22 protein-coding genes and 1 pseudogene are annotated in these 23,021 nt (G+C 73.7%); 9 read left to right on the plus strand and 14 right to left on the minus strand.

The features are described from left to right. Positions 1-215: 215 nt before the first annotated feature. From ADK55_RS02960 to ADK55_RS02975, 4 genes are all read right to left on the minus strand, one after another. Entirely contained in the window at positions 216-1,277 is a 1,062-nt protein-coding gene (locus tag ADK55_RS02960) for a PucR family transcriptional regulator (protein ID WP_053675689.1), read from the minus strand. Between the two features lie 138 nt (positions 1,278-1,415). Next, a complete protein-coding gene (locus ADK55_RS02965) occupies positions 1,416-1,661 on the minus strand; it encodes a hypothetical protein (RefSeq protein WP_053675691.1) in 246 nt (81 codons plus the stop codon). 21 nt (positions 1,662-1,682) lie between these two features. Beyond that, positions 1,683-2,429, minus strand: a complete 747-nt coding sequence (locus tag ADK55_RS02970) for a CbtA family protein (RefSeq protein WP_053675694.1) — start codon at positions 2,427-2,429, stop codon at positions 1,683-1,685. 31 nt (positions 2,430-2,460) lie between these two features. Then, positions 2,461-2,676, minus strand: a complete 216-nt coding sequence (locus ADK55_RS02975) for a CbtB domain-containing protein (protein WP_053675696.1) — start codon at positions 2,674-2,676, stop codon at positions 2,461-2,463. Between the two features lie 242 nt (positions 2,677-2,918). On the opposite strand from ADK55_RS02975, the gene ADK55_RS02980 reads away from it, so the two are divergent. Then, the gene (locus ADK55_RS02980) at positions 2,919-3,398 is read left to right on the plus strand and encodes a histidine phosphatase family protein (RefSeq protein WP_078998400.1); all 480 of its coding nucleotides are present in this window, start codon (positions 2,919-2,921) and stop codon (positions 3,396-3,398) included. A 91-nt stretch (positions 3,399-3,489) separates the two neighbouring features. Here ADK55_RS02980 and pucL read toward each other — a convergent pair whose 3' ends face one another. Together pucL and ADK55_RS02990 are read right to left on the minus strand one after the other, a co-directional pair. Further along, the gene (gene pucL, locus ADK55_RS02985) at positions 3,490-4,407 is read right to left on the minus strand and encodes a factor-independent urate hydroxylase (RefSeq protein ID WP_053675700.1); all 918 of its coding nucleotides are present in this window, start codon (positions 4,405-4,407) and stop codon (positions 3,490-3,492) included. Positions 4,408-4,703: 296 nt separating this feature from the next. After that, positions 4,704-6,053, minus strand: coding sequence for an aspartate aminotransferase family protein (locus tag ADK55_RS02990; RefSeq protein ID WP_053675702.1), 1,350 nt, complete (start codon positions 6,051-6,053; stop codon positions 4,704-4,706). 620 nt (positions 6,054-6,673) lie between these two features. Here ADK55_RS02990 and ADK55_RS35790 point away from each other — a divergent pair. After that, entirely contained in the window at positions 6,674-7,015 is a 342-nt protein-coding gene (locus ADK55_RS35790) for an ATP-binding protein (RefSeq protein ID WP_420713589.1), read from the plus strand. Here the strand turns inward: ADK55_RS35790 and ADK55_RS02995 are convergent. The 3 genes and pseudogenes from ADK55_RS02995 to ADK55_RS03005 form a co-directional block, all read right to left on the minus strand. Continuing rightward, positions 7,005-7,805, minus strand: a pseudogene (locus ADK55_RS02995) (SigB/SigF/SigG family RNA polymerase sigma factor); the annotation flags it as partial. The gene ADK55_RS35790 and the pseudogene ADK55_RS02995 overlap by 11 nt on opposite strands. 71 nt (positions 7,806-7,876) lie before the next feature. Then, positions 7,877-8,830, minus strand: coding sequence for a PaaX family transcriptional regulator C-terminal domain-containing protein (locus ADK55_RS03000; RefSeq protein WP_053675704.1), 954 nt, complete (start codon positions 8,828-8,830; stop codon positions 7,877-7,879). Continuing rightward, positions 8,827-9,420, minus strand: a complete 594-nt coding sequence (locus tag ADK55_RS03005; protein WP_063839425.1) for a GNAT family N-acetyltransferase — start codon at positions 9,418-9,420, stop codon at positions 8,827-8,829. The genes ADK55_RS03000 and ADK55_RS03005 overlap by 4 nt, the downstream gene beginning before the upstream one ends. 111 nt (positions 9,421-9,531) lie before the next feature. Here ADK55_RS03005 and ADK55_RS03010 point away from each other — a divergent pair, with 111 nt between their 5' ends. Then, positions 9,532-10,554 (plus strand): alpha/beta hydrolase family protein, encoded by a 1,023-nt coding sequence (locus ADK55_RS03010; protein ID WP_053675707.1) that lies wholly within the window; start codon positions 9,532-9,534, stop codon positions 10,552-10,554. 121 nt (positions 10,555-10,675) lie between these two features. Here ADK55_RS03010 and ADK55_RS03015 read toward each other — a convergent pair whose 3' ends face one another. The 3 genes from ADK55_RS03015 to ADK55_RS03025 form a co-directional block, all read right to left on the minus strand. Then, positions 10,676-12,115: a DHA2 family efflux MFS transporter permease subunit gene (locus ADK55_RS03015; RefSeq protein ID WP_053675709.1), complete on the minus strand. Its 1,440-nt coding sequence runs from the start codon at positions 12,113-12,115 to the stop codon at positions 10,676-10,678. A gap of 112 nt (positions 12,116-12,227) precedes the next feature. Continuing rightward, complete coding sequence (locus ADK55_RS03020; RefSeq protein ID WP_053675711.1) at positions 12,228-12,806, minus strand: NADPH-dependent FMN reductase; 579 nt, start codon at positions 12,804-12,806, stop codon at positions 12,228-12,230. Between the two features lie 141 nt (positions 12,807-12,947). Next, on the minus strand, positions 12,948-15,626 hold the full coding sequence (locus ADK55_RS03025; protein ID WP_053675713.1) for a helix-turn-helix transcriptional regulator: 2,679 nt from the start codon (positions 15,624-15,626) through the stop codon (positions 12,948-12,950). A gap of 106 nt (positions 15,627-15,732) precedes the next feature. On the opposite strand from ADK55_RS03025, the gene ADK55_RS03030 reads away from it, so the two are divergent. The 6 genes from ADK55_RS03030 (at position 15,733) to ADK55_RS03055 (ending at position 20,661) form a co-directional block, all read left to right on the plus strand. Continuing rightward, a complete protein-coding gene (locus ADK55_RS03030) occupies positions 15,733-16,335 on the plus strand; it encodes a DsbA family oxidoreductase (protein ID WP_053675715.1) in 603 nt (200 codons plus the stop codon). Positions 16,336-16,487: 152 nt separating this feature from the next. Then, positions 16,488-17,318, plus strand: a complete 831-nt coding sequence (locus ADK55_RS03035; RefSeq protein WP_053675717.1) for a PP2C family protein-serine/threonine phosphatase — start codon at positions 16,488-16,490, stop codon at positions 17,316-17,318. A 49-nt stretch (positions 17,319-17,367) separates the two neighbouring features. Further along, a complete protein-coding gene (locus ADK55_RS03040; protein WP_053675719.1) occupies positions 17,368-18,312 on the plus strand; it encodes an MASE1 domain-containing protein in 945 nt (314 codons plus the stop codon). A gap of 96 nt (positions 18,313-18,408) precedes the next feature. Next, positions 18,409-18,909, plus strand: a complete 501-nt coding sequence (locus tag ADK55_RS40645; protein WP_323178886.1) for a hypothetical protein — start codon at positions 18,409-18,411, stop codon at positions 18,907-18,909. 13 nt (positions 18,910-18,922) lie between these two features. Then, on the plus strand, positions 18,923-19,780 hold the full coding sequence (locus tag ADK55_RS03050) for an immunity 49 family protein (RefSeq protein WP_053675720.1): 858 nt from the start codon (positions 18,923-18,925) through the stop codon (positions 19,778-19,780). 20 nt (positions 19,781-19,800) lie between these two features. After that, the gene (locus ADK55_RS03055) at positions 19,801-20,661 is read left to right on the plus strand and encodes an immunity 49 family protein (protein ID WP_053675722.1); all 861 of its coding nucleotides are present in this window, start codon (positions 19,801-19,803) and stop codon (positions 20,659-20,661) included. A gap of 121 nt (positions 20,662-20,782) precedes the next feature. Here ADK55_RS03055 and ADK55_RS03060 read toward each other — a convergent pair whose 3' ends face one another. Continuing rightward, a complete protein-coding gene (locus ADK55_RS03060) occupies positions 20,783-21,412 on the minus strand; it encodes a TetR/AcrR family transcriptional regulator (RefSeq protein ID WP_053675724.1) in 630 nt (209 codons plus the stop codon). 176 nt (positions 21,413-21,588) lie between these two features. Then, on the minus strand, positions 21,589-23,016 hold the full coding sequence (locus ADK55_RS03065) for a DUF6177 family protein (RefSeq protein ID WP_053675726.1): 1,428 nt from the start codon (positions 23,014-23,016) through the stop codon (positions 21,589-21,591). Positions 23,017-23,021: the final 5 nt, after the last annotated feature.

Raw genomic sequence — 23,021 nt, forward strand, 5'->3', positions numbered from 1 at the left:
CTCCTGGTCCGGCTCGGACGGCCGGGTCCTGTGAGCAGTGGACCGCTCTCGGCCCGCCCGCACATCGGGAGTCATCCCACGCTGACGGCAAGTCACCCACACGTCACCCGGCTGCGCGTGCGTCCTCCCAGCTCGCGGCCGGTGCGCCGGTCGTGCTTCGGCCCGAGCGGGGTCCGCGCCCGAAAGGGTGAGGAGGAGTACGGCGCCGTGACGACTCAGAGCGGATTCGCCGGCCAGTCCAGCAGCCGCGACCCGATCACCGCCGTCTGGAGCGTGTACCGCTGCGCGGGGTCCCCGGGATCCGTCCCGGTCAGCCGGTGGATCCGCTCCAGTCGGTACGTCAGCGCCCGCACGCTCAGGTTCAGCCGGCGGGCCGCCTCCGCCGACACACAGCCCGCGTCGAAGTAGGCGGTCAGGGTGTCCAGCAGCGGTCGAGCCCCGCCCCGACCACCCCGCAGCGGCCCCAGCACGCTCACCACGAGATCGGCCATCGCGGCCCGGTCACGCGCGAGGACGGGGAAGACCAGCAGGTCGGCGGAGCGCAGCACGGGGCCCTCGAATCCCAGCCGGTCCGCCAGGTCGAGCGCGCTCAGGGCCTCTTCGTACGAGGTCACGACCCCGCCGGCGCCCTGGTGCGGGCGTCCGATCGCGACGAGGCCGCGTTCGGTCCCGGCCGCGTACGCCTGCTTCGCGAAGTGGGTCAGCACCTCGTCGTGGTCGCCCGGTGCCACGCAGATCAGTTGGCCGTCCTTGGTGGCGAGGAGGAAGGTCCGGTTGCCGAACCGGGTCGTCATCGCGAGTTCGACCTTCCGGATCGCCGAGCCGGCGTCCACGTACGACTCGGGGCCCCGGGCCACCGCCACCGCGTGCGCGTGCGCCAGGTGCAGGCCGAAGCGGGCCGCGCGTTCGCTCAGCCGGCCGAGGTCGCTGCGGCCGAGCAGCAGGTCGTCGATGAACTCCCGGCGGGCGGCCTCCTCCTGCCGCACGGCCATCCGCTGGGCCCGCTCGTGGCCTTCGGCGAACGCGTCCACGGCTTGTTCCACCGCCGCCATGACGTGGTCGGGCGTGTGTTGTCCGCCGAGCACCGCCCGGGTCGCGGCGAGGTGGGCGCCGACCAGGGCGCGCAGCCCGTACCCGGCCTCGGCGGCCTTCTCCCCGAGCGCGCGGCGGGCGTCGAGTTCGTCGCGGCCGGGCCGCCGGCCGGTCGCGGCCACGTTCCCGAGGATCCGGACGTAACCCTCCAGGTATTCCTCGGGTATGTCCCGCCCTGTCGCCACACCGGCCCCCGTACTCGTTCGAAACGTCCATTCTCCCCGGTCGCGGCGCACCGGCCGATCCGGGGCGGTCGCCCGGGGCCCGTCGAGGGGCGTTTCGCGCGGGGACGGCGCGGGGCCGCCCACGGGGTCACGCGCGGCTCAGACGACGACCAGGGCGACGGCCGTCGCGCCCATGAAGGCGGCGCAGAGGTGGACGGCGGGGTGGCCGTAGTCGCCGTACCAGAGTTGGCGGACCAGGCCGCCGAGGGCGGCCAGGGCCGTGATGACACCGATCTGGGCGAACAGGGTGACGGCGGTGAAGGGGGCCAGGAGCAGCAGGAAGGAGTTCAGCCAGAACGGGGCGGCGCCCGTCCAGCCCCGCCACTCCCTGATCGCCGTCGGCATGTGCGACCGGCCCCCTCATCGTCAACTCGTCGGCACAGCCTCCTGGGCCGGGGTCGCGGGGACAAGGGCGCGTTCGGCTAGATATCCGAAGGCGAGGCCGAAAGTCGCCCACGTGACGGCTTGCAGGGCCAGGGTGGCGAGCCGGAACTGCCAGACCAGCGCGGCCGGGAAGCCTTCCGGTACCTCGTTGATGCCGGGCAGCAGCGCGTAGGACAGGCCGATCGCGACGAGGAACGCGAACGCGGCGACGACCGACGCGTTCCAGTTGCCGAGCTTCGGTGCGAGGCGCCGACCCAGGATCAGCGCGCCCACGCCCAGCAGCACGCTCAACGCGATCATCAGCACGAAGAGGGTGGTCCGTTGGGTGACGGTCTCGGGGTCGCCGACGGCCGGCGGGTTGGAGGGGTACTTGATGAACGGCACCAGGTTGACGGTGAGGAAGAGCCCGCCGGAGACCAGCAGGGCCGTGGCCCGGGGGCCGAAACGACCGATGCGGCCCAGGGCGTAGCAGAAGACGAGCGCCGCGATGCCGCCGATCGCGACGCCGTACAGGAGGGTGCCGGTGCCGAGGCCGGCCGTGGCCTGGAGGGCCCGGCTGACGGGGGCGCCCTCGTCGCCGTGCTCGTGGGCGCCGGCCTCCTCGATGGCGATGGCGGCGTCCACCTTGGACTCGCCGAGGAGGTAGGCGACGAGGAAGGCGGCCACGCCGGCGAGCAGGCCGGCGAGCATGCCCCGCACGAGCAGGACTCTGGGGGAGATGGGGTTCATGTTCGGGTTCCCTTGCTGAGCGGTGCGGGGATCAGTGGCAGGGGAAGCCGAGGAGGTGACGACCGTCGTGCATCCACTCGTGGATGGTGTCGCCCTCGAAGATCGCGGTGGCGCCCTGTTCGGCGCCGACGAGGTACAGCAGGACCAGCATGAGGACGCCCGCGAAGACGGCCCAGGGGGCCAGCGCGGAAAGGGAAATCGGGGCAACGGCGGCGGGAGCCGTCGTGGGCACGGCGGACTGAGCCATGGCAGAACCTCCAGGGGGAACACGCGTCCCGGTCAGTGGTGCTCTTGACGAAGGTGGCGGGTCTGACTTCCCTCCCCGAACTCCTGCGGGAGGTTTCACAGTGGCGCGACCGTGCCGGATTCTCACCGGTGCTTCCGTCATACCGTCGTCATGTCGTCCGAGACCGTACCGCGCGCCTGGCTTGAACACCACGGCGTGTGGCCGCCGTCTCACGCCCCGGTCGGGCGCTTTACGCTCCCCACATGGCCTCTGTGCGTTCCGTGCCCCCGCGATCCGTCGTCCGCGTCCACCTGGTCACACCGCCGTCGAGCCCCGACGGCCGCCCCGGAACGTTCGGCCGGGGGGAACCCGTCCCGGGCCACGAGGGCCTGCGCGGCCTCGCCGTCGGGGCGTGGGCGGGACGGGCGTTGGAGGAGGTCGCGGCCGAGGACCCGGAGGCCGTGGGGGCGTGGCTGACCGACCCCGGGTACACGCCTCCCGGCGGGGAGTCGGTGGCCGCGCTGATCGCCCGGGTCGGCGCGCACCTGGCCGCACTGGCTCCCGGAACGCACCGGGTGGTGGTCGAGCAGGCCGTCGTACGGGCGGCGGTGGTGCACGCTCTGGAACTGCCGCCCCCGGTGTTCTGGCGGCTCGACGCGCGGCCTGACACCGTCACCACCCTCACCGGGCGCTCGGGCCGGTGGAACCTGCTCCTGGGCCGCCCCGACCCGGACGCCGGCTGAGGGACGCGAACGGCCCGGACGCCGGCCGAGGAACGCGAACGGCCCGGACCCCGCGACGCGGTCCGGGCCGAACCGACGGCCGCCTCGGGCGTTACGCCACGATCCAGTCGCTGGTGGCGATGACGGGCCGCACGCCGTCTCGGTGGATGGTGCCCTCGATCAAGCCGTACATCCGGTCCGCCGCGAAGTAGACCTCGTTGTCGTTCTTGAGGCCGAAGGGCTCCAGGTCGACCAGGAAGTGGTGCTTGTTGGGCAGGTTCAGCCGGACCTCGTTGACCTTGGGGCAGTTGTCCAACACCCGCTCGGCCATCTGGTTCAGGGTCTGCTGGAGCGAGTACGAGTAGGTCTCGGCGAAGGCCTCCAGCAGGTGCTTGCGCACCTTCTTGTACGACTGGTCCCAGTCGTACGCGGAGTCCTCGGCGGCCAGTGCCGAGTGCGCCCACCGCGAGGTCACCTTGGTCGCCAGGATGCGGTCGTACGCCTCCTGGAGGGTCGTGTACTTGTCCTTGATGTAGCCGTGGAACTCGGAGTTCGTCGAGTTCATCACCGTCAGGTCCTTCAGACCGGAGATGACCTGGAGGCCCGTCGTCTCGCTGAACGTGACCTGCGCGGTGCGCACTTCCTGGCCCTTGAGGACGAAGGAGTGCTGCTCCTTGCGCGTGGGGACCGGGATCCGCTCCCACACGAACTCCTCGATGCGGATCTGCGCCTCGCGGATCGGCACCTGGGAGGAGACGAAGTGCCTGGCGAGCAGGATGCCGAAGGCCTCGGGAGAGTCGATGCCGTGTTCCTTGGCGAAGGCGTACACGGTGTTCTTGGTGGTGTCGGTCGGCAGGCAGTTGGCGTTGTCACCGGTCAGGTGGACGTCGCGGAACTCGCCGCGCAGGGCCACGGAGACGTTGAGGTCGCGGATCTCGTGCCAGGAACCGTCGTTGCCCTTGCGGGTGACCTTGACGATGCGGTTCTCGGCCTTGCCGTACTGGTTCTGCGCCAGGACGTGCTTGCTCATGGTGTCTTCCTTCGGGTTCTCGGGAACACGGAGTCCGGTTGTCTGGATCCCGTACGCCCGGCGTCCAGCGCCCGCCCGAAGTTCAACCCGAAGGTCAAGACGTGCCGCTCCCCGCCGTTCGGCCCCGCAGGACCGCCCCGGGACTGACGTGCATCCCGGTCCGTAGGTGCTTGGTACTGCTGTGTGCCGCGCTACGGATTGCAACATGCGTGCGGGGGGATCTCCCCCGCACGGATCATCCGAATACCGGCACCCACGGATTGGGCGACCCCACAGCCCGGGCAGGAAGTCCCAGGTCAGGCCATGTGCGCGTCGGCGACCGTGAGGGCCTCGTCGAGGATCGCCAGGCCCTTGGCCACGTCCTCGGCGGAGATGTTGCAGGCCGGCGCGACGTGGATGCGGTTGCCGGCGATCAGCGGCCACAGCCCGCCCTTCTTGCAGGCGGCCCCGAACGCGGCCATCGGTGCGTTGTCGGCGCCCGAGGCGTTGTAGGGGACCAGCGGCTCGCGCGTCGAGGCGTCCCGGACGAGTTCCAACGCCCAGAAGGTGCCCATGCCCCGGACCTCGCCGACGGCGGGGTGCCGCTCGGCGAGGGCGCGCAGGCCGGGGCCCAGCAGTTCCGTGCCGGTGCGGGCGGACTGCCCGACGGTGTCCTCCTCCTCCATCACGTTGATCGTCGCGACGGCGGCGGCGCAGGCGAGCACGTGCCCGGAGTACGTGAGTCCGCCCGGGTAGGGCCGGCGGGCGAAGGTCTCCGCGATGGCGGCGGAGATGGCGACCCCGCCGAGCGGGACGTATCCGCTGGTCACGCCCTTGGCGAAGCAGAGCAGGTCGGGGCGCACGTCCCAGTGGTCGGCGGCGAACCACGCGCCGGTCCGACCGAAGCCGACCATGATCTCGTCCAGGATGAAGACGATGCCGTACCGGTCGCAGAGCGCGCGCACGCCCGCCAGGTAGCCGGCCGGGGGCACGAGCACGCCCGGGGCGCCGCCGACGGTCTCCAGGATGATCGCGGCGATGGACTGCGGGCCCTCGAAGACGATGGTGTCCTCCAAGTGCCGCAGGGCGCGGGAGGACTCCTCGGCCTCGGTGGTCGCGTGGAAGGGCGAGCGGTAGAGGAACGGGCCCCAGAAGTGCACGACGCCCGCGGTCGCGGTGTCGTTGCCGAAGCGGCGGGCGTCACCGGTCAGGTTGATCGCGGTGGAGGTGGCCCCGTGGTAGGAGCGGTACGCGGACAGCACCTTGGGCCGTCCGGTGTGCAGTCGGGCCATCCGGACGGCGTTCTCCACCGCTTCCGCGCCGGCGTTCGTGAAGAAGATCTTGTCGAGGTCGCCGGGGGTGCGCTCGGCGATCAGTCGGGCGGCCTCGGAGCGGACGTCCACGGCGAAGCCGGGGGCGACGGTGCACAGCTTGGCGGCCTGCTCCGCGATGGCGGCGGCGACCCGCGGGTGCTGGTAGCCGATGTTCGTGTAGACGAGCGCGCTGGAGAAGTCGAGGAACCGATTGCCCTGGTAGTCCCAGAAGTACGAGCCCTCGGCCCCCGCGACGGCGAGCGGGTCGATGAGCTCCTGAGCCGACCAGGAATGGAAGACATGCTTCCGGTCGGCGTCTTTCACGGCGGCGAGGGCGTCGGCTTCTGCGTTCATGAGCCGAGGGTAGTTGTCCGGGATGTGGACCCCGGGGCGCCTCCCGCGCGGCGCGTCCGGTCCACCGTCCGCCGACGACCCGCGTCGATGGACCTGTCGGACCTGACGGATCGCGCGCGTGCGCCTCGACGGGGGATCGGGCGCCGGTCTAGCGTCGCCCGGCGGGTTGCCCGGGTGGTCGGTTCGGAGGAGTTTCTCCACGGGGGTGGGAAACACGCCGCGGGCGGGCCTTCGAGGAGGCGCCCGGCGCGGTGTTCCGACGGCTTCCGGTGAGACGGTTCGCGACGAGCCCCCTTCGCGCTGCGAGGGGGGCGTCGTGCGTGGCGGGCCGCCGCCCACGCCGATTCCGGAAGATGATGCGGTGAGGGTGTGCAATCGGCACGCGGTCGCGGGGGGCGGTTTCGAGGTCCGGGCGGGCGGGACGTCGGGATTGACCGATCCGGGCGGGGGTAGGTGCGCCGCGCAGGGGCGGTGCGGAGACGGGAGGCCCTGTGGCCGAGCAGACTCGGAGGCTGGTCCTGGGCGGTGCCACGACGGGGGTCGTCACGCGCTGCCGGGACTTCACCCGACAGGCACTGGCCGACTGGCAGTGGACGCGGGACCAGGACGCGGTGGACGACGTGCTCCTCCTGGTCTCCGAAGTGGTGACCAACGCCTGCCTGCACGCGGGCGGGCCCCGCGAACTCGTCCTGCGGCACGCACCCGGACGCCTGCGCGTCGAGGTCAGCGACGACAACCCCGAGCCTCCGCGGCGGCGGGTGTCGGGAGATCGCAGCCGGCCGGGAGGACACGGCCTCGTCGTCCTGGAGCGACTCGCACGGAGCTGGGGGGCACAGCCGTCGGGCGGGACGGCGGCCGGCAAGACGGTCTGGCTGGAGGTGCCGGGTCCGGGGACCGCCGTGGCCCCGACTCCCGACCAGGGTTCCGGTCCGGATCCGGGTCGGTCGATTCCGGGTCGGTGAGGAGTCCGGTGCGCAGCCGGGTCAGGGTCCGGTTCAGCAGCCGGGACACGTGCATCTGGGACAACCCGAGCCGTTCCCCGATCTCCGCCTGGGTCAACTCCTCCCCGAAGCGCAGCTCCAGCAGGCTCCGCTCGCGGGCGGGCAGCCCGGCCAGCATCGGCACCAGCGACTCCATGCACTCGATCAGGTCGTAGGCCGGCTCCTCCGCGCCGAGCGAGGGCCGCGCCGTGTACGGGTCGCGTTCGCCCTCCTCCTGCGGTTGCGGCGGGGCGTCCAGCGAGCGCGCCGAGTAGGCGCACGCCGCCTTCCGGCCCTCCGCGAGCTCCTCGGGCGTGACGTGCAGCCGCTCGGACAGTTCGGCGTCGGTGGGCTCGCGGCCGAGGCCCTGTTCCAGGGCGTCGTGGGCCTTCGCGGTGTCGATCCGCAGTTCCTGGAGCCGGCGGGGGACCTTGACGGCCCAACTGGTGTCACGGAAGAACCGCTTGATCTCCCCGGTGATGGTGGGCATCGCGAACGAGGTGAACTCGACGCCGCGGGCCGGGTCGAAGCGGTTGATGGCCTTGATGAGACCGATGGTGCCGACCTGGACGATGTCCTCCATCGGCTCGCTGCGGTTGCGGAACCGGCGGGCGGCGTACCGGACGAGGCTGAGGTTGAGTTCGACGAGCGTGTTGCGCGTGCGGGAGTACTCCTCGGTCCCCTCTTCCAAGGCGGCGAGTTCACGGAACAGGGCCACCGAGAGGGATCTGGCCTCGTGGGTCGAGACATCGGTGAGATCGGTGTGTTCCATCGCTCTGCGCTCCTCCGGCGGCCGGCCCCGGGGCGGGGCCGTCGTCGCGCGGTCTAGAGGGATATACCCCCTCACATCATGACCCACCCGGGCGTATCGCGCGGCTCGTCCGGCTCCGAGCCCAGGGCCTGCGCGTACAGCCGGAACAGGCGGGGGCCCGGGGACGTCGTGGTGGCGTGGAGCCGGTCCCAGGCGCGGGCGGCGGCCGCCCGGGCCGCGGCGCCCGGCCAGGGGCGGGGCAGCAGCTCGGGCGGCAGCAGCGGGTCCGGGAGCATCGCCTCGGAGAAGGCCGCGGCCAGCTCCACCGCGCGCGCCAGCGGGTGGGCGGGCCCGGCCTCCGGGCGGGGAGACCCGGGCCGGGACGGGCCCGGTTCGGACGGCTCCCGCTCGGACGGGCCCGGCTCGGACGGCTCCTGCTCTGAGGGCCCCGGTTCGGGACGGGACGCCAGCTCGCGCAGCGCCTCGTACCGCTCCGCGATCTCCGTCAGCGGCCACAGTCGTGCGGCCAGGGCCCGCGGGTCGTCCGTCCCGCCGACCTCCAGGTCCCGGGTGCCGAGGCAGGTCAGCGCGGCCCCCACCCCCAGTTCGGCGGCGCGGGCGCGGACGTACGGCCCGATCGGGTTCGGGGTCACGTACAGGCCGCCTTGCAGGGGCGCCGCCCCCAGGCCCGTCAGGGCGTCCCGCAGGGCGTCCCGGGCGGCCCGCGCGGACTCGGGTACGGCGAAGGCGAACACGTGCCACACCCCGTCCCAGGGTTCCAGGCCGCGGTCCTGCCGGTAGGCGTGCCGGACGTACTCCGCCTCGGGAACCGCCGGCAGTCCGCCGCCGGGCCCCACCGCGCGCAGCACGGCCCGTCGTCCCCGTCCCTCGACCTCGAAGCGGCCCTCGGCCACCAGCCGCTTCACGCACAGGCGGACCTGCTGGTCGGTCATGCCGAGCGCGCCGGCGACCTCGTACAGCTCGCCGCCGTCGACCGTGCCGTCCTCGCGGACCAGCGCGTGCACCACCAGCCGGGTGGGGATCATCGGGCCGTCACCGCCTTGTGCATCGTGGTGACGGCCCCGAAGCCCAGTACGTCGCGCAGCCACGGCGTCCGTCGCACCTTCACGGCCCTGAAGCCGCGCCGCTCGTACAGGGCCCGCGCCCGCGGGTTCTCCTCGACCACGTCCAGCCGGATCCGCCGGCAGCCCTGCTCCGCGGCGACCTCCTCGATGCCGTCCAGCAGCAGGGCGCCGATGCCCTCGCCCCGTCGGGCGGAGTCCACGGCGATGCCGTCCATGACCAGCTCGCCGCGGGCCGGGGTGCGTTCCAGCAGTGCCAGCAGGAACACCCGGTACAGGCCTCTGACCTGCCCGTACCCGGCCCTGATCGCGGCCGCGTCGCCGCCTACGAGGCCGCGTCCGGCGAGCTGGTACCCGGCGACGCCCAGCACCCGCCCGTCGTCGGCGACGACGGTGAGGGCCCGGTCCGCGTGCAGGTGGTCCGCGATGAACCGGCGCCCCGGCCCGGCGGGTCCGAGGGCGGCGCCCAGTTTGTGGCCGAAGGCCTCCCAGTAGAGCTCGGCCACCCGTTCCTCGGCGCCCTCGGGCAGCCCGCGCAGCAATGTCGTCGTCATACGAACAAGCATAATACGTTCACGGCGGCTACGATCGTTTCAGATTCGATAGTTCCACCGGTTCCGCGTTCCTGTTCCCGATCGACGCGGACCTCACACGGGGGTACCGGCATGTCCCGCACACGACGCACCACACGACGCACCATCCGCGATCTCCTCCTCCTCGCCCTCGTCGGCGCGCTCCTCCTCACCGGGGTCGTCGTCTGGCAGAACGACTACGACCTGCGCGAACAACAGGTCACCGTCCCCGCCGCGGGACACGAGCTGTCCGGGGTGCTCGCCACCCCCACCACCGGCCAAGGGCCCTTCCCCCTGGTCGTGTTCGTGCACGGCGACGGCGAGGTCGACGCCACGCACGACGGCTTCTACCGCCCCTACTGGGAGGCCTTCGCCCGCGCCGGCTACGCCTCCCTCTCCCTCGACAAGCCCACCGACTGGCTCGACCAGACCATGGACGACCGGGCCCGCGAGAGCCTCGACGCCCTCGCCTGGGCGGGCCGGCGACCCGAGATCGACCGGGCCCGGATCGGACTCTGGGGCGCCAGCCAGGCCGGCTGGGTCCTGCCCAAGGTGGCCGCGCGGGCCCCGGCACCCGGCGTCCGCTTCGTGATGGCCGTCGGCACCGCCGTGAACTGGGAGCGCCAAGGGGAGTACAACCTGCGCGCGGAGCTGCGCCACGCGGGCGCCGGCCCGGAGCGGGTCGCGGACGCCCTGCGCCGCAGGGAGACGGTCGGCGCGCTGCTGCGGCGCGGCGCGACCTACGAGGAGTACCGCGCGAGCCCCGCCGCCGATCCGCAACTGTCGCCCGACCGCTGGACGTTCATCGGACGCAACCACACGGCCGACGCGACCGCCGACCTGCGGGCGATGCCGCACGTGCCCGTGCTGCTGATCTCCGGCGCCGACGACCTGAACGTCGACGGCGCCGAGACCGAGGCCGTGTACCGGGAGTCGCTCGCCCCGGGCACCCTCACGGTCCGCCGCTACCCGGGGGCCACCCACTCCCTGGTCCGCACCCCCGTCGAACGGTCCTCGTGGCGGCTGCCGCTGACGGCACTGTTCGCCCCGAGGGAACTCTTCCCCCCGGGGCTCCTCGACGACCAGCGGGCCTTCCTCGCGGCGCGGACGCCCTGACGTGCGGTCGACGGCCCTCGAACCGGGCGGCCCGCGCGGCCGAGAGCCCCGCGTCCGGGGGCCGCCGGTCGATCCGGCGCGCCCCGGACGCGGGGCCCGATTCCCGTGACCGGGCGTGCGGTCACGCGCTGGTGCGGGGCTGGAGGAGCGCCGGTACCAGGGCGGCGGCCAGCGCGACGACCACCCACAGGTAGGTGTCCTGGAAGGCGCCGGCGAGCGCGGGGGCCGACGCGCCGCGGGCGCCGGCCAGTCCGCCGCTGCCGGCCGCGGCCGTGGTCAGCAGCACCGAGAACAGCGCCATGCCGATCGACCCGGAGATCTGCGAGTTGATGTTGAGCAGGGTGCTCGCGGCCGGCACCCGGTCGGGGCCGAACCCGCGGGTCGCGCCGGTGATGGTCGGCATCATCGTCATTCCGACGCCCGCGCCGGCCACCGTCAACGCGGCCATCAGCCGCCAGTACGGGACCTCGGCGTCGCCGATCTGGGCGGTGAAGGCCGCGTAACCGAGCACCGCCAGCGACACCCCGACCGGCACGATCCGCCCCGCCGGGACCCGGTCGGTGAGCCGGCTCGCGATCTGCAGGGCGATGCCGGTCGCCAGCACCTGCGGGATGCCCAACAGCCCCGACACCGTGGCGCTTTCGCCGCGTACGAGCTGGTAGTACATGGGCACCAGCATCAGCGCCCCGAAGTAGGCCCCCGCGAACAGCGCCATCGTGCCCACACCGGCCGAGAAGGCCCGCACCCGCAGGAGCCGCAGGTCCAGCAGGGGCGTACGGGCCTTCAGTGCCCGTACGACGAAGGCCGCCACCAGCACCGCGCCGACGACGGTCGGCACGAGCGCGACGGGCGAGGCGAAGTCACCGCGCTCGCCGCCCGTGGCCAGGCCGTAGATCAGCGCGGCGAGGCCCGGGGAGAGCGTCAGCAGGCCGACGACGTCGAGCGGGCGGGACGCACGGGTGGTGTCCCGGGGCAGGATCCGCGCGGCCAGGGCCACCGCGAGGAACCCGACCGGCACGTTGACGAAGAAGATCCACCGCCAGGAGGCCTCGTCCACGAGCCACCCTCCGAGCACCGGTCCGACCAGCGGCCCCACCAGCACGGGAAGGCCGAGGAGGCCCATCATCCGGCCCTTGCGTTCGGGGGAGGCGGCGTTCAGCACGATGGCCATCCCGAGCGGCATCACCATGCCGCCGCCGAGGCCCTGGAGGACCCGGAACGCGATCAGGGTCTCGATGTTCCAGGCGAGCCCGGCAAGGGCCGAACCGGCCGTGAACAGGGCGATGGAGGTGACGTAGAGCCGCTTCGTGCCGAAGCGGGCCGCCGCCCAGGCGGTGAGCGGGATGACGGTGGCGAGCGCGAGGGTGTAGGCGGTGGCCGTCCACTGCACGGTGGCGAGCGGGGACACGAAGTGGCGCGAGAGACCCCCCAGGGCCACGCCGAGGATGGTGGTGTCGAGCACCGTCATGAACGAGCCGAGGACCACCACCATGGCGATGGCGAGCGGGGAGGGGGCGGGAGTCACGGTCCGCCGGGGGGCGGCCAGTGCGGTGGTGGTCATCGGTGGTTCCTTCCGTTCCGTCGGTGAGCCGCGGTCGGTTGTCGGCGGGCGCCATCGCCCGGCGGTGACGCCCCGCCGAACCGACCAACCGTCAGTTCTCTTTCCTCTGAGGTCAGTTGCCGTACGGGCGGGCCGCGCGGCCCTCGCGCAGGGTCAGCCCCCACCAGGCGAGCTGGTCGAGCAGGACCTTGGCCGCGCCGGCCGCGCCCGCCGGGTCGTCGGCCCGACCGCCCTCGCCGAAGTGGTCCCAGGCCGAGTGGAAGCTGACGACGTCCCGGACGGTCACGCAGTGCAGTTCGGCGAAGATCTGCCGCAGGTGCTCGACGGCGCGCAGCCCGCCGGCCTGACCGCCGTACGACACGAAGCCGACCGGCTTGGCCCGCCACTCGGAGTGGTGCAGGTCGATGAAGTGCTTCAGGTGGGCGGGGTAGCTGTGGTTGTACTCGGGGGTGAGGACGATGTAGGCGTCGGCCGCCTCGACCCGGGCCCGCAGCGCGGCCAGCCCGGGTGTGGGCTCGGTGCCCCAGTCGGGATGGGCGTCGGGCAGCTCCAGCGCGGCGACGTCGATGACGTCCAGGTCGAAGTCGGCGTGCCGGCGGGCGATCGGGGCGAACCAGTCCGCGACGGTGGGGCCGAAGCGGCCTTCGCGGGTGGAGCCGATGACGAGGGCGAGACGCAGGGTGTTTTCCATGCCCCGAACCTACGAGCGGGCGGGGCGACGGGTCCTCTGTCGAGTGACCGGGTTCCGATGACCGGGATCGTGACGGGGGCGCGTCCCGCGCCGGCGGGGAGCGGGATCCGCGCACCGGACCCCGCTCCCCGCCGGGCCTTTTCAGACCGCCAGGTCCAGCCGGGTCAGCTCCATCCGCGAGGCCACGCCCAGCTTCGGGTACGCGTTGTACAAGTGGTACCCGACCGTCCGTGGACTGAGGAACAACTGGGCCCCGATGTCCCGGTTGGTCAGACCGGTCGCCGCGAGCCGCACCACCTGCAACTCCTGGGGCGTCAGGCGGTCCAGGTCGGACCCGGCGGCAGGCTGCTCCGACCGGCCCTCGCCCGCCGCGCGAAGCTCCCCGGCGGCGCGCCGCTCCCAAGGGGTCGCGCCCAGCCGCGTGAAGGCCTCCCGGGCCGCCCGCAGCGGCCCCCGGGAGTCGACCGGGCGCCGCACCCGGCGCAGCCACTCCCCGTACAGCAGAGCCGTCCGGGCCTCCTCGAAGCGGTCCGTGTCCCCTTCGCCGTGCAGGGCCAGGGCACGCCGGAACAGCTCCTCGGCGTCCTCGGCCAGCAGGGCCTCGCACCGTACCTCCACCGCGCGGATCCCGGGCCGGTCCAGCTGCCGGGACAGGTCCCGCAGCCGCTCCCACGCCGCCACGGCCGCGCGCGGCCGACCCGCCCGCAGGGCCGCCTCCACCTCGTCGCCGTCCCGGCCGCAACACGTGCACGCCGCGCCGGCGGGCGCCGCGGCGGCCCGGTCCGCGGCCGCCTCGTGCCGGCCGAGCCCCAGATCGAGCAGGATGCCCGCCGACGCCAACCGGTGGCGTACGTCGGGCAGATCGACGGCCCCGGCGGTGTCCGCCAGCTCCCGGAACCAGGCCTCGTCGCCCCGGGCCGCCGCCAGGCCGGCGAGCGTTCCCGCGAGCTGCGCGGCCGTCCGGGCCTGCCCCGTGTCGGCGGCGATCCGCAGCCCCTCCGTACCGCCGGCCAGCGCGTCCCGGTGCAGCCCGAGCCGCAGTTGGGCCTGGCACACCTCCAGCAGGGCGCGCGGCAGCACCCCGATCGCGCCCTGCGCCCGGCACTCCCGCTCGACGGCGGAGGCCCGCTCGAAGGCCGCCCGGTGATCGCCCAGGAACCCGGGCCAGCACGCGGAACGCAACGCCTCCCGCAGGTCGCCGAGTTCCCCCGCGGGACGGGCCGAGGAGTCGCGCAGGAACCGCAGCGCGTCCGTGCGGACCTCCGCGTCCGGCGACGACAGCCGGGCCAGCGCCCGGATCTCCGCCAGGTTCGGCACACCGGCCACCGTCGCCGCCTCGGTCGCCCGCGCCACGCCCTCCGGGTCCCCGCCGACCCACGCGCTGCCCACGGCGAGGAACAGCATCCGCCCCGAGCCCACCGGGTCCTCGGCGGCCACCGCCGGCGCCGCCTCCACCAGCAGGGTGTGCGCCCGCGCCAGGTCGCCCCGCTCGTCGGCGATCTCCGCGACGATCGACGCGAGCCGGGCGTTCGCCGCCGCACCGCCCGGTGCGACGCGGGCGGTCGCCGCGAGCGCGCACGCCCGGTCCAACTGGCCCGCGTGCAGGGCCGCCTGGGCCGCCGCGCCGAGCCGGCGCCCGCGCTCGGCGGGGTCCGGGCTCAGTTCCGCGGCCCGCTCGTACACCCCGGCCAGCGCGGCGTGCCCGCCCCGCGCGCGGACCTGCTCGCCGCCGCGCTCCAGGGCCGCGGCGACCTCCTCGTCGGGGGCCGTCGCCGCCGCGGCCAGGTGCCAGGCCGCCCGGTGGCCCTCGCCGGCCTCCGCCAGGGCGCGGTGCGCGGCGAGCCGGTGGGCCGCGGGGACGGCCCGGTACGCCGCCGACCGGATCAGGGGGTGCCGGAAGACCAGCCGGGTCCCGTCGAGCCGCACCAGACCGTGCCGCTCGGCGGGCGCCAGGTCGGCGATTCCCGCGCCCAGCCGGCCGGCGGCCTCGAAGACCGTCCCGGTGTCGTGCTCGTCGGCCGCGGCCGCCACCAGCAGCAGCGTCCCGGTCGACTCGGGCAGCGCGGCGATGCGGGTGGCGAAGCTCTGCTCGATCCGGCCGCGCGGACCCTCGTACGGGGACCCGTGCCCCTCGCGCCGCGCCGTGGTCAGCTCCAGCAGTGCGAGCGGGTTCCCCTCGGCCTCCCGCAGGACGTCCTGCCGCTCGTGGTGCCCGAGGTCGGCGGCGTACAGGGCCAACAGGTCGGCGGCGGTCGCCCCGTCGAGGCGCCGCAGCCGCAGCTCGTCGAGCCCGGCCGGCCGGAACTCGGGCGTGTGCGGGTCCCGCACGCAGAACACCAGGGCGATCCGTTCGGCGTGCAGCCTCCGGGCGGCGAACACCAGGGCCTCGGCGGACGCCTGGTCCAGCCACTGGGCATCGTCGACCAGGCAGAACAGCGGGCGCTCCTCGGCCAGTTCGGCCAGCAGCGTCAGTACCGCGAGCCCGACCAGGAACCGGTCGCCGCCGCCCGGAGCGGCCTCCCCGGTCCCCAGGGCCGTCCGCAGCGCGGCGGCCTGCGCGCCCGGGAGCGCGTCCACCCGGTCGTGCACGGAACGCAGCAGCAGGTGCAGTCCCGCGTACGGCAGGGCGCTCTCGAACTCGATCCCGGTCCCGCGCAACACCCGTACGTCGTCGCCCGCCTCGGCGAGCACACCGTCCAGCAGGGCCGTCTTCCCGATGCCGGCCTCGCCCCGCACCACGAGCACCCCGCTGCGGCCGTCGCGTGCCCCGGCCAGCAGCCCTTCGACGACGGCCCGTTCCGCACCCCGGCCCAGCAGCATCGAACGTCCCCCTCGGATCCCCGTCACCCGACAGATGCCCGGGCCGTCCCGGTGCTCCTACCGTCGAGCCGTCAGCTCGACCACCCACCGTACGCGGAGGCCCCCGATGAAGATCGAATTCACCCTCGACATCCCCTGCGTCTGGTCCTACTTCGCCTTCGCCCGCCTCACCCGCGAGGCCGCCCGGGTCCGTGCCGCCGGCGGCACGGTCGACCTGGTCTTCCGCCCCTACCAGTTGGCGCCCGAGGCCACCGTCGAGGGCGAACCGAAGACGGAGGTGCTGCGGCGGGCGTTCGGCGCCGACGTCGCCCCCGCGATGGCCCGGATCACGGCACTGGCCGCCGCCGAGGGCCTGGAGTTCCACCACGACGGAGCCGTCTTCTCCCACACCTTCGAGGCACACCGCCTGATCGCGGTCGCCGCCGCGCAGGGCCGGGCCGAGGCCGCCGTCGAGCGGCTCTTCCGCGCCCACCACACCGACGGCCTGAACATCGCCGACCCCGCCGTCCTGCGCCGCCTCGCCGCCGACGCGGGCGTCACCTGGAGCGACGAGGGAGCCGACGCGGTCCGGGCGGCGCTGGCCGCGGTCCGCGCCGAGGCCCTGCCGGGCATCCCGTACCTGCGGTTCCCGGACGGGGTCACCCTCACGGGCAACCCGTCGCGGGAAGCCCTGGCGACCGCCCTCGCGCCGGCGGCCGCCGCCGCGTAGCGCCGTCCCCCACCCGCCGCGGGGCGGCAACCGCGCGGATACCCGCTCCCGGGCCCGGCGGCAACCGCACCGTGTCCCCGGGCGGGGATCGGGACGCGCAAATACGATGGGCGTACCGCTCGGTCGTCCCACGGAGAGAGGTCCAGACGCCCATGGCCCCGCGTCGTGCCCCTCGGCAGGCGAGCGCCGACGACCTCCTGGCCACCCTGGGTCGACTCACGGCCCAGGCCCGGGAAGGCGCCGAGCTCCAGCGGGCCCGGGTACAGCTGGCCGAGGCGCTGCAACGCGAGATGCTGCCGCCCTCGCTGCCCGACGCCCCCGGACTGCGGACCGCCGCCCGGTACGCGCCCGCCCGGCAGGGCCTGGACATCGGCGGCGACTGGTACGACGGCTTCCCGCTGACCGACGGCTCGCTCGGCTTCTCCATCGGCGACGTACAGGGCCACGACGTGGAAGCGGCGGCCTTCATGGGGCAGATCCGCATCGCCCTGCGCGCCGTCGCCGCGGCCGCCGAGGACCCCGGCGACGTGCTCAGCCGGGCCAATGACCTGCTGATCTCGGTCAACCAGGAGCTCTTCGCCACCTGCACCTTCCTGCGCTTCGACCCGAGCACCTGGGAGATCGACGGCGCCCGCGCCGGGCACGTCCCGGCGGTCTGGGCCACGGTCGACGGCGACTGCGGGACGGACGAGGACGAGGGCGGCCTCCCGCTGGGCGTCCTCGCCGGCTCCGCCTACCCCGTCACCCGACGGCGGCTGCGCCGGCCGGGCGCCTACGTACTGCTCACCGACGGGGTCGTCGAGGGGCCCTCGTTCCCCATCGAGACGGGCCTGGCGGAGGTGGTCCGGGTGGTCCGGGACGGGGCGGGCGCGGACCCCGAGGAGTTGGCCGCCGAGGTGATGAAAGTGGCCGACTCGACCGGCCACGCCGACGACGCGGCGGTCCTCGTCCTGCGCCACGACGCACCACCGGGGGCCGAGTAGCGCGTGTCAGGCGCCGCCGGGAGCCGCCGGCCGTTGTCTCATACATGGGGTGCACACCGAGCGATGGCAACGCCGAGGCCTCCCGTACCTGCTGCTGTCGATCCTCGCCGTCGCCCTCGCCTATTACCTGGGCGGACGCATCGGCCTGCTCCAGCGCGTGGTCCTCGCGGGCGCCCAGGTCACGCCCCTGTGGCTGCCCACCGGGATCGCGGTCGCGGCGCTGCTGTGGCTGGGGCCCCGGATCTGGCCGGGGATCGCGCTGGGCACGTTCTGCGTCATGCAGACCCTGGGCCCGTTCGAGCCGGTCGGCCTCGCCATCGTTGCGGGGAACACCCTCGCGCCGCTGTGCGCGTACGCGATGCTCCGCCGGGTCGGCTTCCGGACCGAGATGGACCGGTTGCGGGACGGCCTGGCGCTGGTCTTCCTCGGCGGGCTGCTGCCGATGCTGATCAGTGCCACGATCGGCGCCGGAGTGCTGGCGCTGAGCGGCAGCCTGCCGGCGAGCGGGTTCTGGCCGGTCTGGTGGTCCTGGTGGGCCGGTGACGCGATGGGCGTGTTGGTCGTGACCCCGCTGCTGCTGGTCCTGCCCCGGTTCCGACTGACCTCGGACCTCTACCGGGTCGCCGAGGGGGCGGCACTGGCGGTCACGGCGGTGGCGGCCACCCTGCTGGTCACCCACAGCTCGCTCTCCCTGCTGTTCCTGGTGTTCCCGCTGCTGATCTGGGCCGCCGTCCGCTTCCAGCTGCCGGGAGCGGCGCCCTGCTCGCTGCTGATCTCCGTCGTGGCCATCGCGGCGGCCACCGACCGGGCGGGCCCCTTCGAGGACCACAGCCTCTTCGAGATCATGGCCAACCTGATGGCCCTCAACGGCTCGGCCGCCCTGACGGCCCTCCTCCTGTCGGCCATGGTCACCGAGCAGCAGAACATCCGCCGCAAGATCGAGCAGGCCTGCGTGGAGCTGGCCGAACTGGTCGCCCGCCTGTCCCCGCCCTGATCCGGGCGGGTGCGCGCGGAGCCCCGGGGTGTGCCCGTACCCGACAGATGTTCTATGTTGCACAGGCAGAACAGCGGGGGAGGCGACGGGCGACACATGGCACGGGACTACGACAGCCAGCTGCTGGAATCGGTGGCGGTGCGCCGGCGCAGGATGCGCGACGCGCTGCTGTTCGGGGCGGGGCGGACGAGACGCACCGCGGACGAACGGCTCGGCAAGGTGTTCGCGGGGATGGCCATCGCGGCCGTCCTGTGCGCGGGATGCGTCGGATGGTCCTTCATCCAGTCCACGCTGGCGAAGCAGAAGGCCGAACAGGAACAGCAGAGGCAGCGACAACAGGGCCTCGTGCAGCCGTACGCGCAGCCGTCGGCGACCCCGGCCCCCTCGCGGCCCTCGGCCCCGTCGAAGACGGTCTCCAAGGCGGCGTCCGGGCACGCCACCGGGCATGCCACCGCGCCCGCGTCCGGGCCGCGGTCCCCGAAGCCCTCGAAGTCCGGGACCCCGGCCGGGTCGGCGACCCCGTCGAAGTCCCCCCGCCCGTCCAAGACCCGCACATCGCCGTCGGCGACGAAGTCGCCCGAGCCGACCCGTTCGTGAGGGGGACCCTTCGGTGACGGTGGTTGTCGGCAGTCATGTCACGGCGGGGGTCGCGGAGGAGGAGTGGGTCGCATCGCTCGGTGAGTACCTCACGGAGGACATCGACGAACTGGAGCGGTACCCGCACTCGCTCGGGCGCGTCTTCGACAGTGCGCTGAGGCTTCTCGCGGCCCGCTGCACCGTCGATCCGCGTGCGGCGAGGGTGGAGACCTGGGAGGCGGCTGTGAACGCCCTTCAGTCGGGGTCGGCCGTGTTCGCGACCGCGACCGCGTCCACGGGTGAAGGGTCCGTACCGTGCCTGATCAACCGTCAGGTACGTACGCTGCCGGCCGGGAGCGACGAGGCCGCCTCGAATCTGGGGACGTGGCTCGACACGTTCTGGCTCGCGGTGGTGTGCCGGGATCAGGCGCGGATCGCCGAGCTGTGTCGATTCCCGCTCGACCGGCTGATCGCCGTCGGGTTCGAGGAGTACCTCTCGCACTGGGTCGACGCACTGCGGACGTTCGGGCTCCGGGGGCCCGGCCTGGTGGAGCGGTTGACCCGCGCGATGGAGACGTCCTCGCCCGATGTCGCGGTGCGGGTGCCGCGGGATCTGCTGGAGGGGGTGCTGGCTCCGCCGATCCACCTGTTCGGCCTGTTCGTCACAGGGGACGTCAACGGTTTCAACGAGGCGCTGGTGCGGGCGCTGGAGCTGCACAGGGCGTACTGGACCGCCGAGGGGCGATCCGAGAAGCCGGGTGGTCATCTCGCCCTGGGCCCGTTGGCCCTGGCGTGCCTCGCCCTCGACGCGGGGATGCCGGTCCGGGTGGAGTCGGGCTACCTGCCCCACCACCTGCTGCACCGCTCCTGGCTCGGCGAATTCCCCACGTGAGGCGACACCAGGGAGAACGAGTGACCACCACGGTCGAGCGCCACGGCACCCCGGAACCCCGTGACGGGGAGTACGCGGAGCGGCTGATGGCCTCCGCGATCAAGCAGATCGAAGCCCTGGACCGTTCCACTCGGATGCTCGACGCGCTGTGGGATTCCGTTCGACTCGCCGTGTGGGCCCGCTCGGCCGTGGATCCGACCGGCGGGTCCATCGACACCTGGGAAGCGGTGGTCAACGCGGCGCAGGTGGGCTCCGCGGTCTTCCGGCTCACCGGCGCCGGTGAGGGGACCGTCGATTGCCGAATACACCATGAGGTACGGCGACTTCCGGCCATGGGCCCCAAGAAGTTCGCGAGTGCGCCGAACTGGCTGGACGCCTTCTACTACGCGGTCATCTGCCGTGACCGGGAACGCATCACCGAGTTGTGCGCGATCCCGATGGACAGGCTCCGCGCGGCCGGGGCCATGCACGACGAGTACCTGTACCACTGGGTCGGGGCGCTCCAGGCGTACTGGACGAACCGGCAGGCCGACATGGTGGAGGAACTGACCCTGGCATTCCGACAGTCCCACCCCGACGCGGTACGGATCGCGCCCCGGGAGTGGCTCCAGCAGCTCTCCTATCCGCCGATCAACCTCTTCTACCGGTTCGTCAAGCGCGACCACGACGGTTTCAACGCCGCGCTGGTCCACGCGCTCGAACAGCACAGGAAGTACTGGGACCAGGAGGAGCGCGACTTCCACGTCACCGGCCTGTGGGCGATCGGCCCGCTGGCCATGGCCTGCCTCGCCTTCGACGGCGGCTTCCCCATCGACGTGGTCTCGGACTACCTGCCGGTCCAGCTCCTGAACCGCAGTCGGGTCGGCGAGTTCGACACGTAGGCGCGCTCCGGTCGTCGCCGACACGGCCGATCCGACACGGCCGTCCGACACGGCCGATCCGACACGGCCGATCCGACACGGCCGATCCGACACGGCCGACCGATACGGCCGATCCGCCCGGTCATCCGCCCGTCGGGTTCCCGTCCGCGGGCTTCGTGAAGATCCGGTCCAGGTGGTGGCGCAGCACCCCGATGGCCGACTCGGGTGACCGCTGTCCCACGAGGATGCTCGTCCCCATGGTCGCCGTCATGGCGAGCAGGCTGATCGCCTCGGTGCGCGCGTCCACGTCGGGGTCGGCCAGGCCGGCTTCCCGGGCCTGTTCGAGCAGCCCGGTCACGGCGTTCTCGGCGGCGTCGGGGTTGTCGATGAACGGCTGGGCGGCCAGCGCCTCGTCGGTCACGGACAGGATCGCGTAGGAGCTGTAGAGGAGGTGGAAGGTGCGGCTCTCCTCGTCGGTGGGCAGCGATGCCAGGAGCAGTGCCTCGACGGTCGCGCGCGGCCCGGGGGTCGGGCCCGCGGCGGCGAGTCGGGCGGCGACGCGCGCCGTGAAGCGTTCGGTCAGGTGCTGGAGGCCGTAGAGGAGCAGCTTCTCCTTGGTCTCGAAGTAGTACTGGACCAGGCGCAGGGACACGCCGGCCTCGGCTGCGACGTCGCGCATCCCGACCGCGTGCAGTCCGCGCCGTCCGGCGACCCGGACGAGTGCCTCGGCGATCTGCGCCCGCCGTTCCTCGTGGTCCACGCGCTTCGGCATGTCGTGGTGTCTCCGCCCGGTCGGTGAGGGGCCCGGTCGGCGATGAGGCCCCGGTCGGTGAGGGGCCCGCCCCGATTTCATGGTACCGGCGTACCAACATCATGGTGGCCGGTACCACGAAGAGCGGATCCGCCCGGAAGGAACCGGGCGGGCCCGCGCGCGGGTGCCCGCGGCCCTCAGGCGGGCGGCGCCCCGCGCAGGTGGCGCACGAGCTGCTCCAGGGCGGTCCAGCTCTCGGCGCTCTCGCCGTCGCCCAGCGGGTAGTAGTAGCCCGGCCGGGCGTTCGAGCCGAGCTGTACCGGACGTTCCCTCAGCGGCGTCCTGCTCGCGACGTCACGCCCCGCCTCCCGTACCTCCGCGGGGCCCAGCACGAAGGCGTACGGCAGCGGCGGGCGCTCGAAGCGGGGCGGGGCACTCAGGTCCCGCCGCGCCGCCCGGAGTTGGCACATCATGGTCTTCAACCCGTGCCGGGTCACCAGCTCGCCGGCCAGCCCCGGCAGGGCCTCCAGCGGCGGCTTCTCCTCCGAGCCGAAGCCCACGGTGAGGGTGACGTCCTCCTCGACCCCCTCCGGGGTGCGGATCACGCGCAGGGTGGCGACGGCGGGCCGGTCCGGGGTGCCGACGACCACCGTCCAGGTGGGGCGGGGGGCGCGCGCGTACGCCAGGTCGGTCAGTTGGCGCCGCGACCAGGCCAGACCGGCCGGCTCCGAGGTTCCCCAACCGGCCGGCGGACCGCCGGTCAGCGCCTGCCAGGCGGCTTCCAGCGCGCCGCCGAGAACGAGGTCCGCCTCCGGCTGGTGCAGGGTGCGGAAGGAGAGGACGAGCTGACGCTCCCCGGTGGGCCCCGCCTCCGCGAAGGTGTCCGCCACCGCGGTCTCACCGTTCTCGTCCCGGTCCGGGGAGAAGGCGCCGTCCTGCCAGTGCAGTACCGCGCCGGTCAGCCCGTCGTAGTAGCCGCAGCGCTCGTCCTGCACCACCCAGCGCGAGGGCGTGGACTGCAGCAGCAGGCGGGTGGGCAGGGAGAGGCGGCAGTGCGGCGGGGTGACGATCTGCAGGGACCGGTCGCTCTCCACGGTGGCCCGCAGCGCCTCGGAGAGCCAGCTCGTCATGGGGACGACCGGGCGGTCCTGGAGGACGACGGCGGCCTCGTCGGTGAGCATGTCGACGGCCGGCTGGGCGGCGGCCGGGAGCGGTACGGCCGTCACGCCCGAGACGTCGACCGGGCTGGCGGCGCCGACGGTGCCGGGGGCGTCCGGCGGCCATACCCGGCCGCCCAGGAGCATGGTCAGACGGGCCGCGAAGGCACCCGCGAGCTGCTCGGCCTGCGGCACGCCCGTGGTGGCGCGCGCCTCGATCCACCACGCCGGGCCGTCGCCGGCCGGCTCGGCGTCGGGCCCCAGCAGCCGGGCCGCCTCGCCCGGCACCTGGAGCAGCAGCGGCGCCTCGATCGAGACGAGCGGCCGTCCCTCGGCGTCGCACAACTGGACCACGGCGCCCTCGCCGGCGGTCTCGACCCGCAGGTCCGGGCCGCCCGCGAGGAGGCCCGCAAGGACGGCCAGCGCGTCCGGCATGCGCTCGGTGAGCGCGATCACGTCTTTGGTCATGCGGT

It is taken from the genome of Streptomyces sp. WM4235 (assembly GCF_001279725.1).
Taxonomy (GTDB): Bacteria; Actinomycetota; Actinomycetes; order Streptomycetales; family Streptomycetaceae; genus Streptomyces.

Excerpts from the sequence above, each read along its gene's own strand:
- ADK55_RS03010 (WP_053675707.1), top strand. The coding sequence starts at position 9,532 with ATGTCCCGCACACGACGCACCACACGACGCACCATCCGCGATCTCCTC.
- ADK55_RS03065 (WP_053675726.1), bottom strand. The coding sequence starts at position 23,016 with ATGACCAAAGACGTGATCGCGCTCACCGAGCGCATGCCGGACGCGCTG.
- pucL (WP_053675700.1), bottom strand. The coding sequence starts at position 4,407 with ATGAGCAAGCACGTCCTGGCGCAGAACCAGTACGGCAAGGCCGAGAAC.
- ADK55_RS02990 (WP_053675702.1), bottom strand. The coding sequence starts at position 6,053 with ATGAACGCAGAAGCCGACGCCCTCGCCGCCGTGAAAGACGCCGACCGG.
- ADK55_RS03035 (WP_053675717.1), top strand. The coding sequence starts at position 16,488 with ATGGCCCCGCGTCGTGCCCCTCGGCAGGCGAGCGCCGACGACCTCCTG.
- ADK55_RS03020 (WP_053675711.1), bottom strand. The coding sequence starts at position 12,806 with ATGGAAAACACCCTGCGTCTCGCCCTCGTCATCGGCTCCACCCGCGAA.
- ADK55_RS02970 (WP_053675694.1), bottom strand. The coding sequence starts at position 2,429 with ATGAACCCCATCTCCCCCAGAGTCCTGCTCGTGCGGGGCATGCTCGCC.
- ADK55_RS03030 (WP_053675715.1), top strand. The coding sequence starts at position 15,733 with ATGAAGATCGAATTCACCCTCGACATCCCCTGCGTCTGGTCCTACTTC.
- ADK55_RS40645 (WP_323178886.1), top strand. The coding sequence starts at position 18,409 with ATGGCACGGGACTACGACAGCCAGCTGCTGGAATCGGTGGCGGTGCGC.
- ADK55_RS03000 (WP_053675704.1), bottom strand. The coding sequence starts at position 8,830 with ATGATCCCCACCCGGCTGGTGGTGCACGCGCTGGTCCGCGAGGACGGC.
- ADK55_RS03015 (WP_053675709.1), bottom strand. The coding sequence starts at position 12,115 with ATGACCACCACCGCACTGGCCGCCCCCCGGCGGACCGTGACTCCCGCC.
- ADK55_RS03025 (WP_053675713.1), bottom strand. The coding sequence starts at position 15,626 with ATGCTGCTGGGCCGGGGTGCGGAACGGGCCGTCGTCGAAGGGCTGCTG.
- ADK55_RS02975 (WP_053675696.1), bottom strand. The coding sequence starts at position 2,676 with ATGGCTCAGTCCGCCGTGCCCACGACGGCTCCCGCCGCCGTTGCCCCG.
- ADK55_RS03060 (WP_053675724.1), bottom strand. The coding sequence starts at position 21,412 with ATGCCGAAGCGCGTGGACCACGAGGAACGGCGGGCGCAGATCGCCGAG.
- ADK55_RS02965 (WP_053675691.1), bottom strand. The coding sequence starts at position 1,661 with ATGCCGACGGCGATCAGGGAGTGGCGGGGCTGGACGGGCGCCGCCCCG.
- ADK55_RS02980 (WP_078998400.1), top strand. The coding sequence starts at position 2,919 with ATGGCCTCTGTGCGTTCCGTGCCCCCGCGATCCGTCGTCCGCGTCCAC.
- ADK55_RS03005 (WP_063839425.1), bottom strand. The coding sequence starts at position 9,420 with ATGACGACGACATTGCTGCGCGGGCTGCCCGAGGGCGCCGAGGAACGG.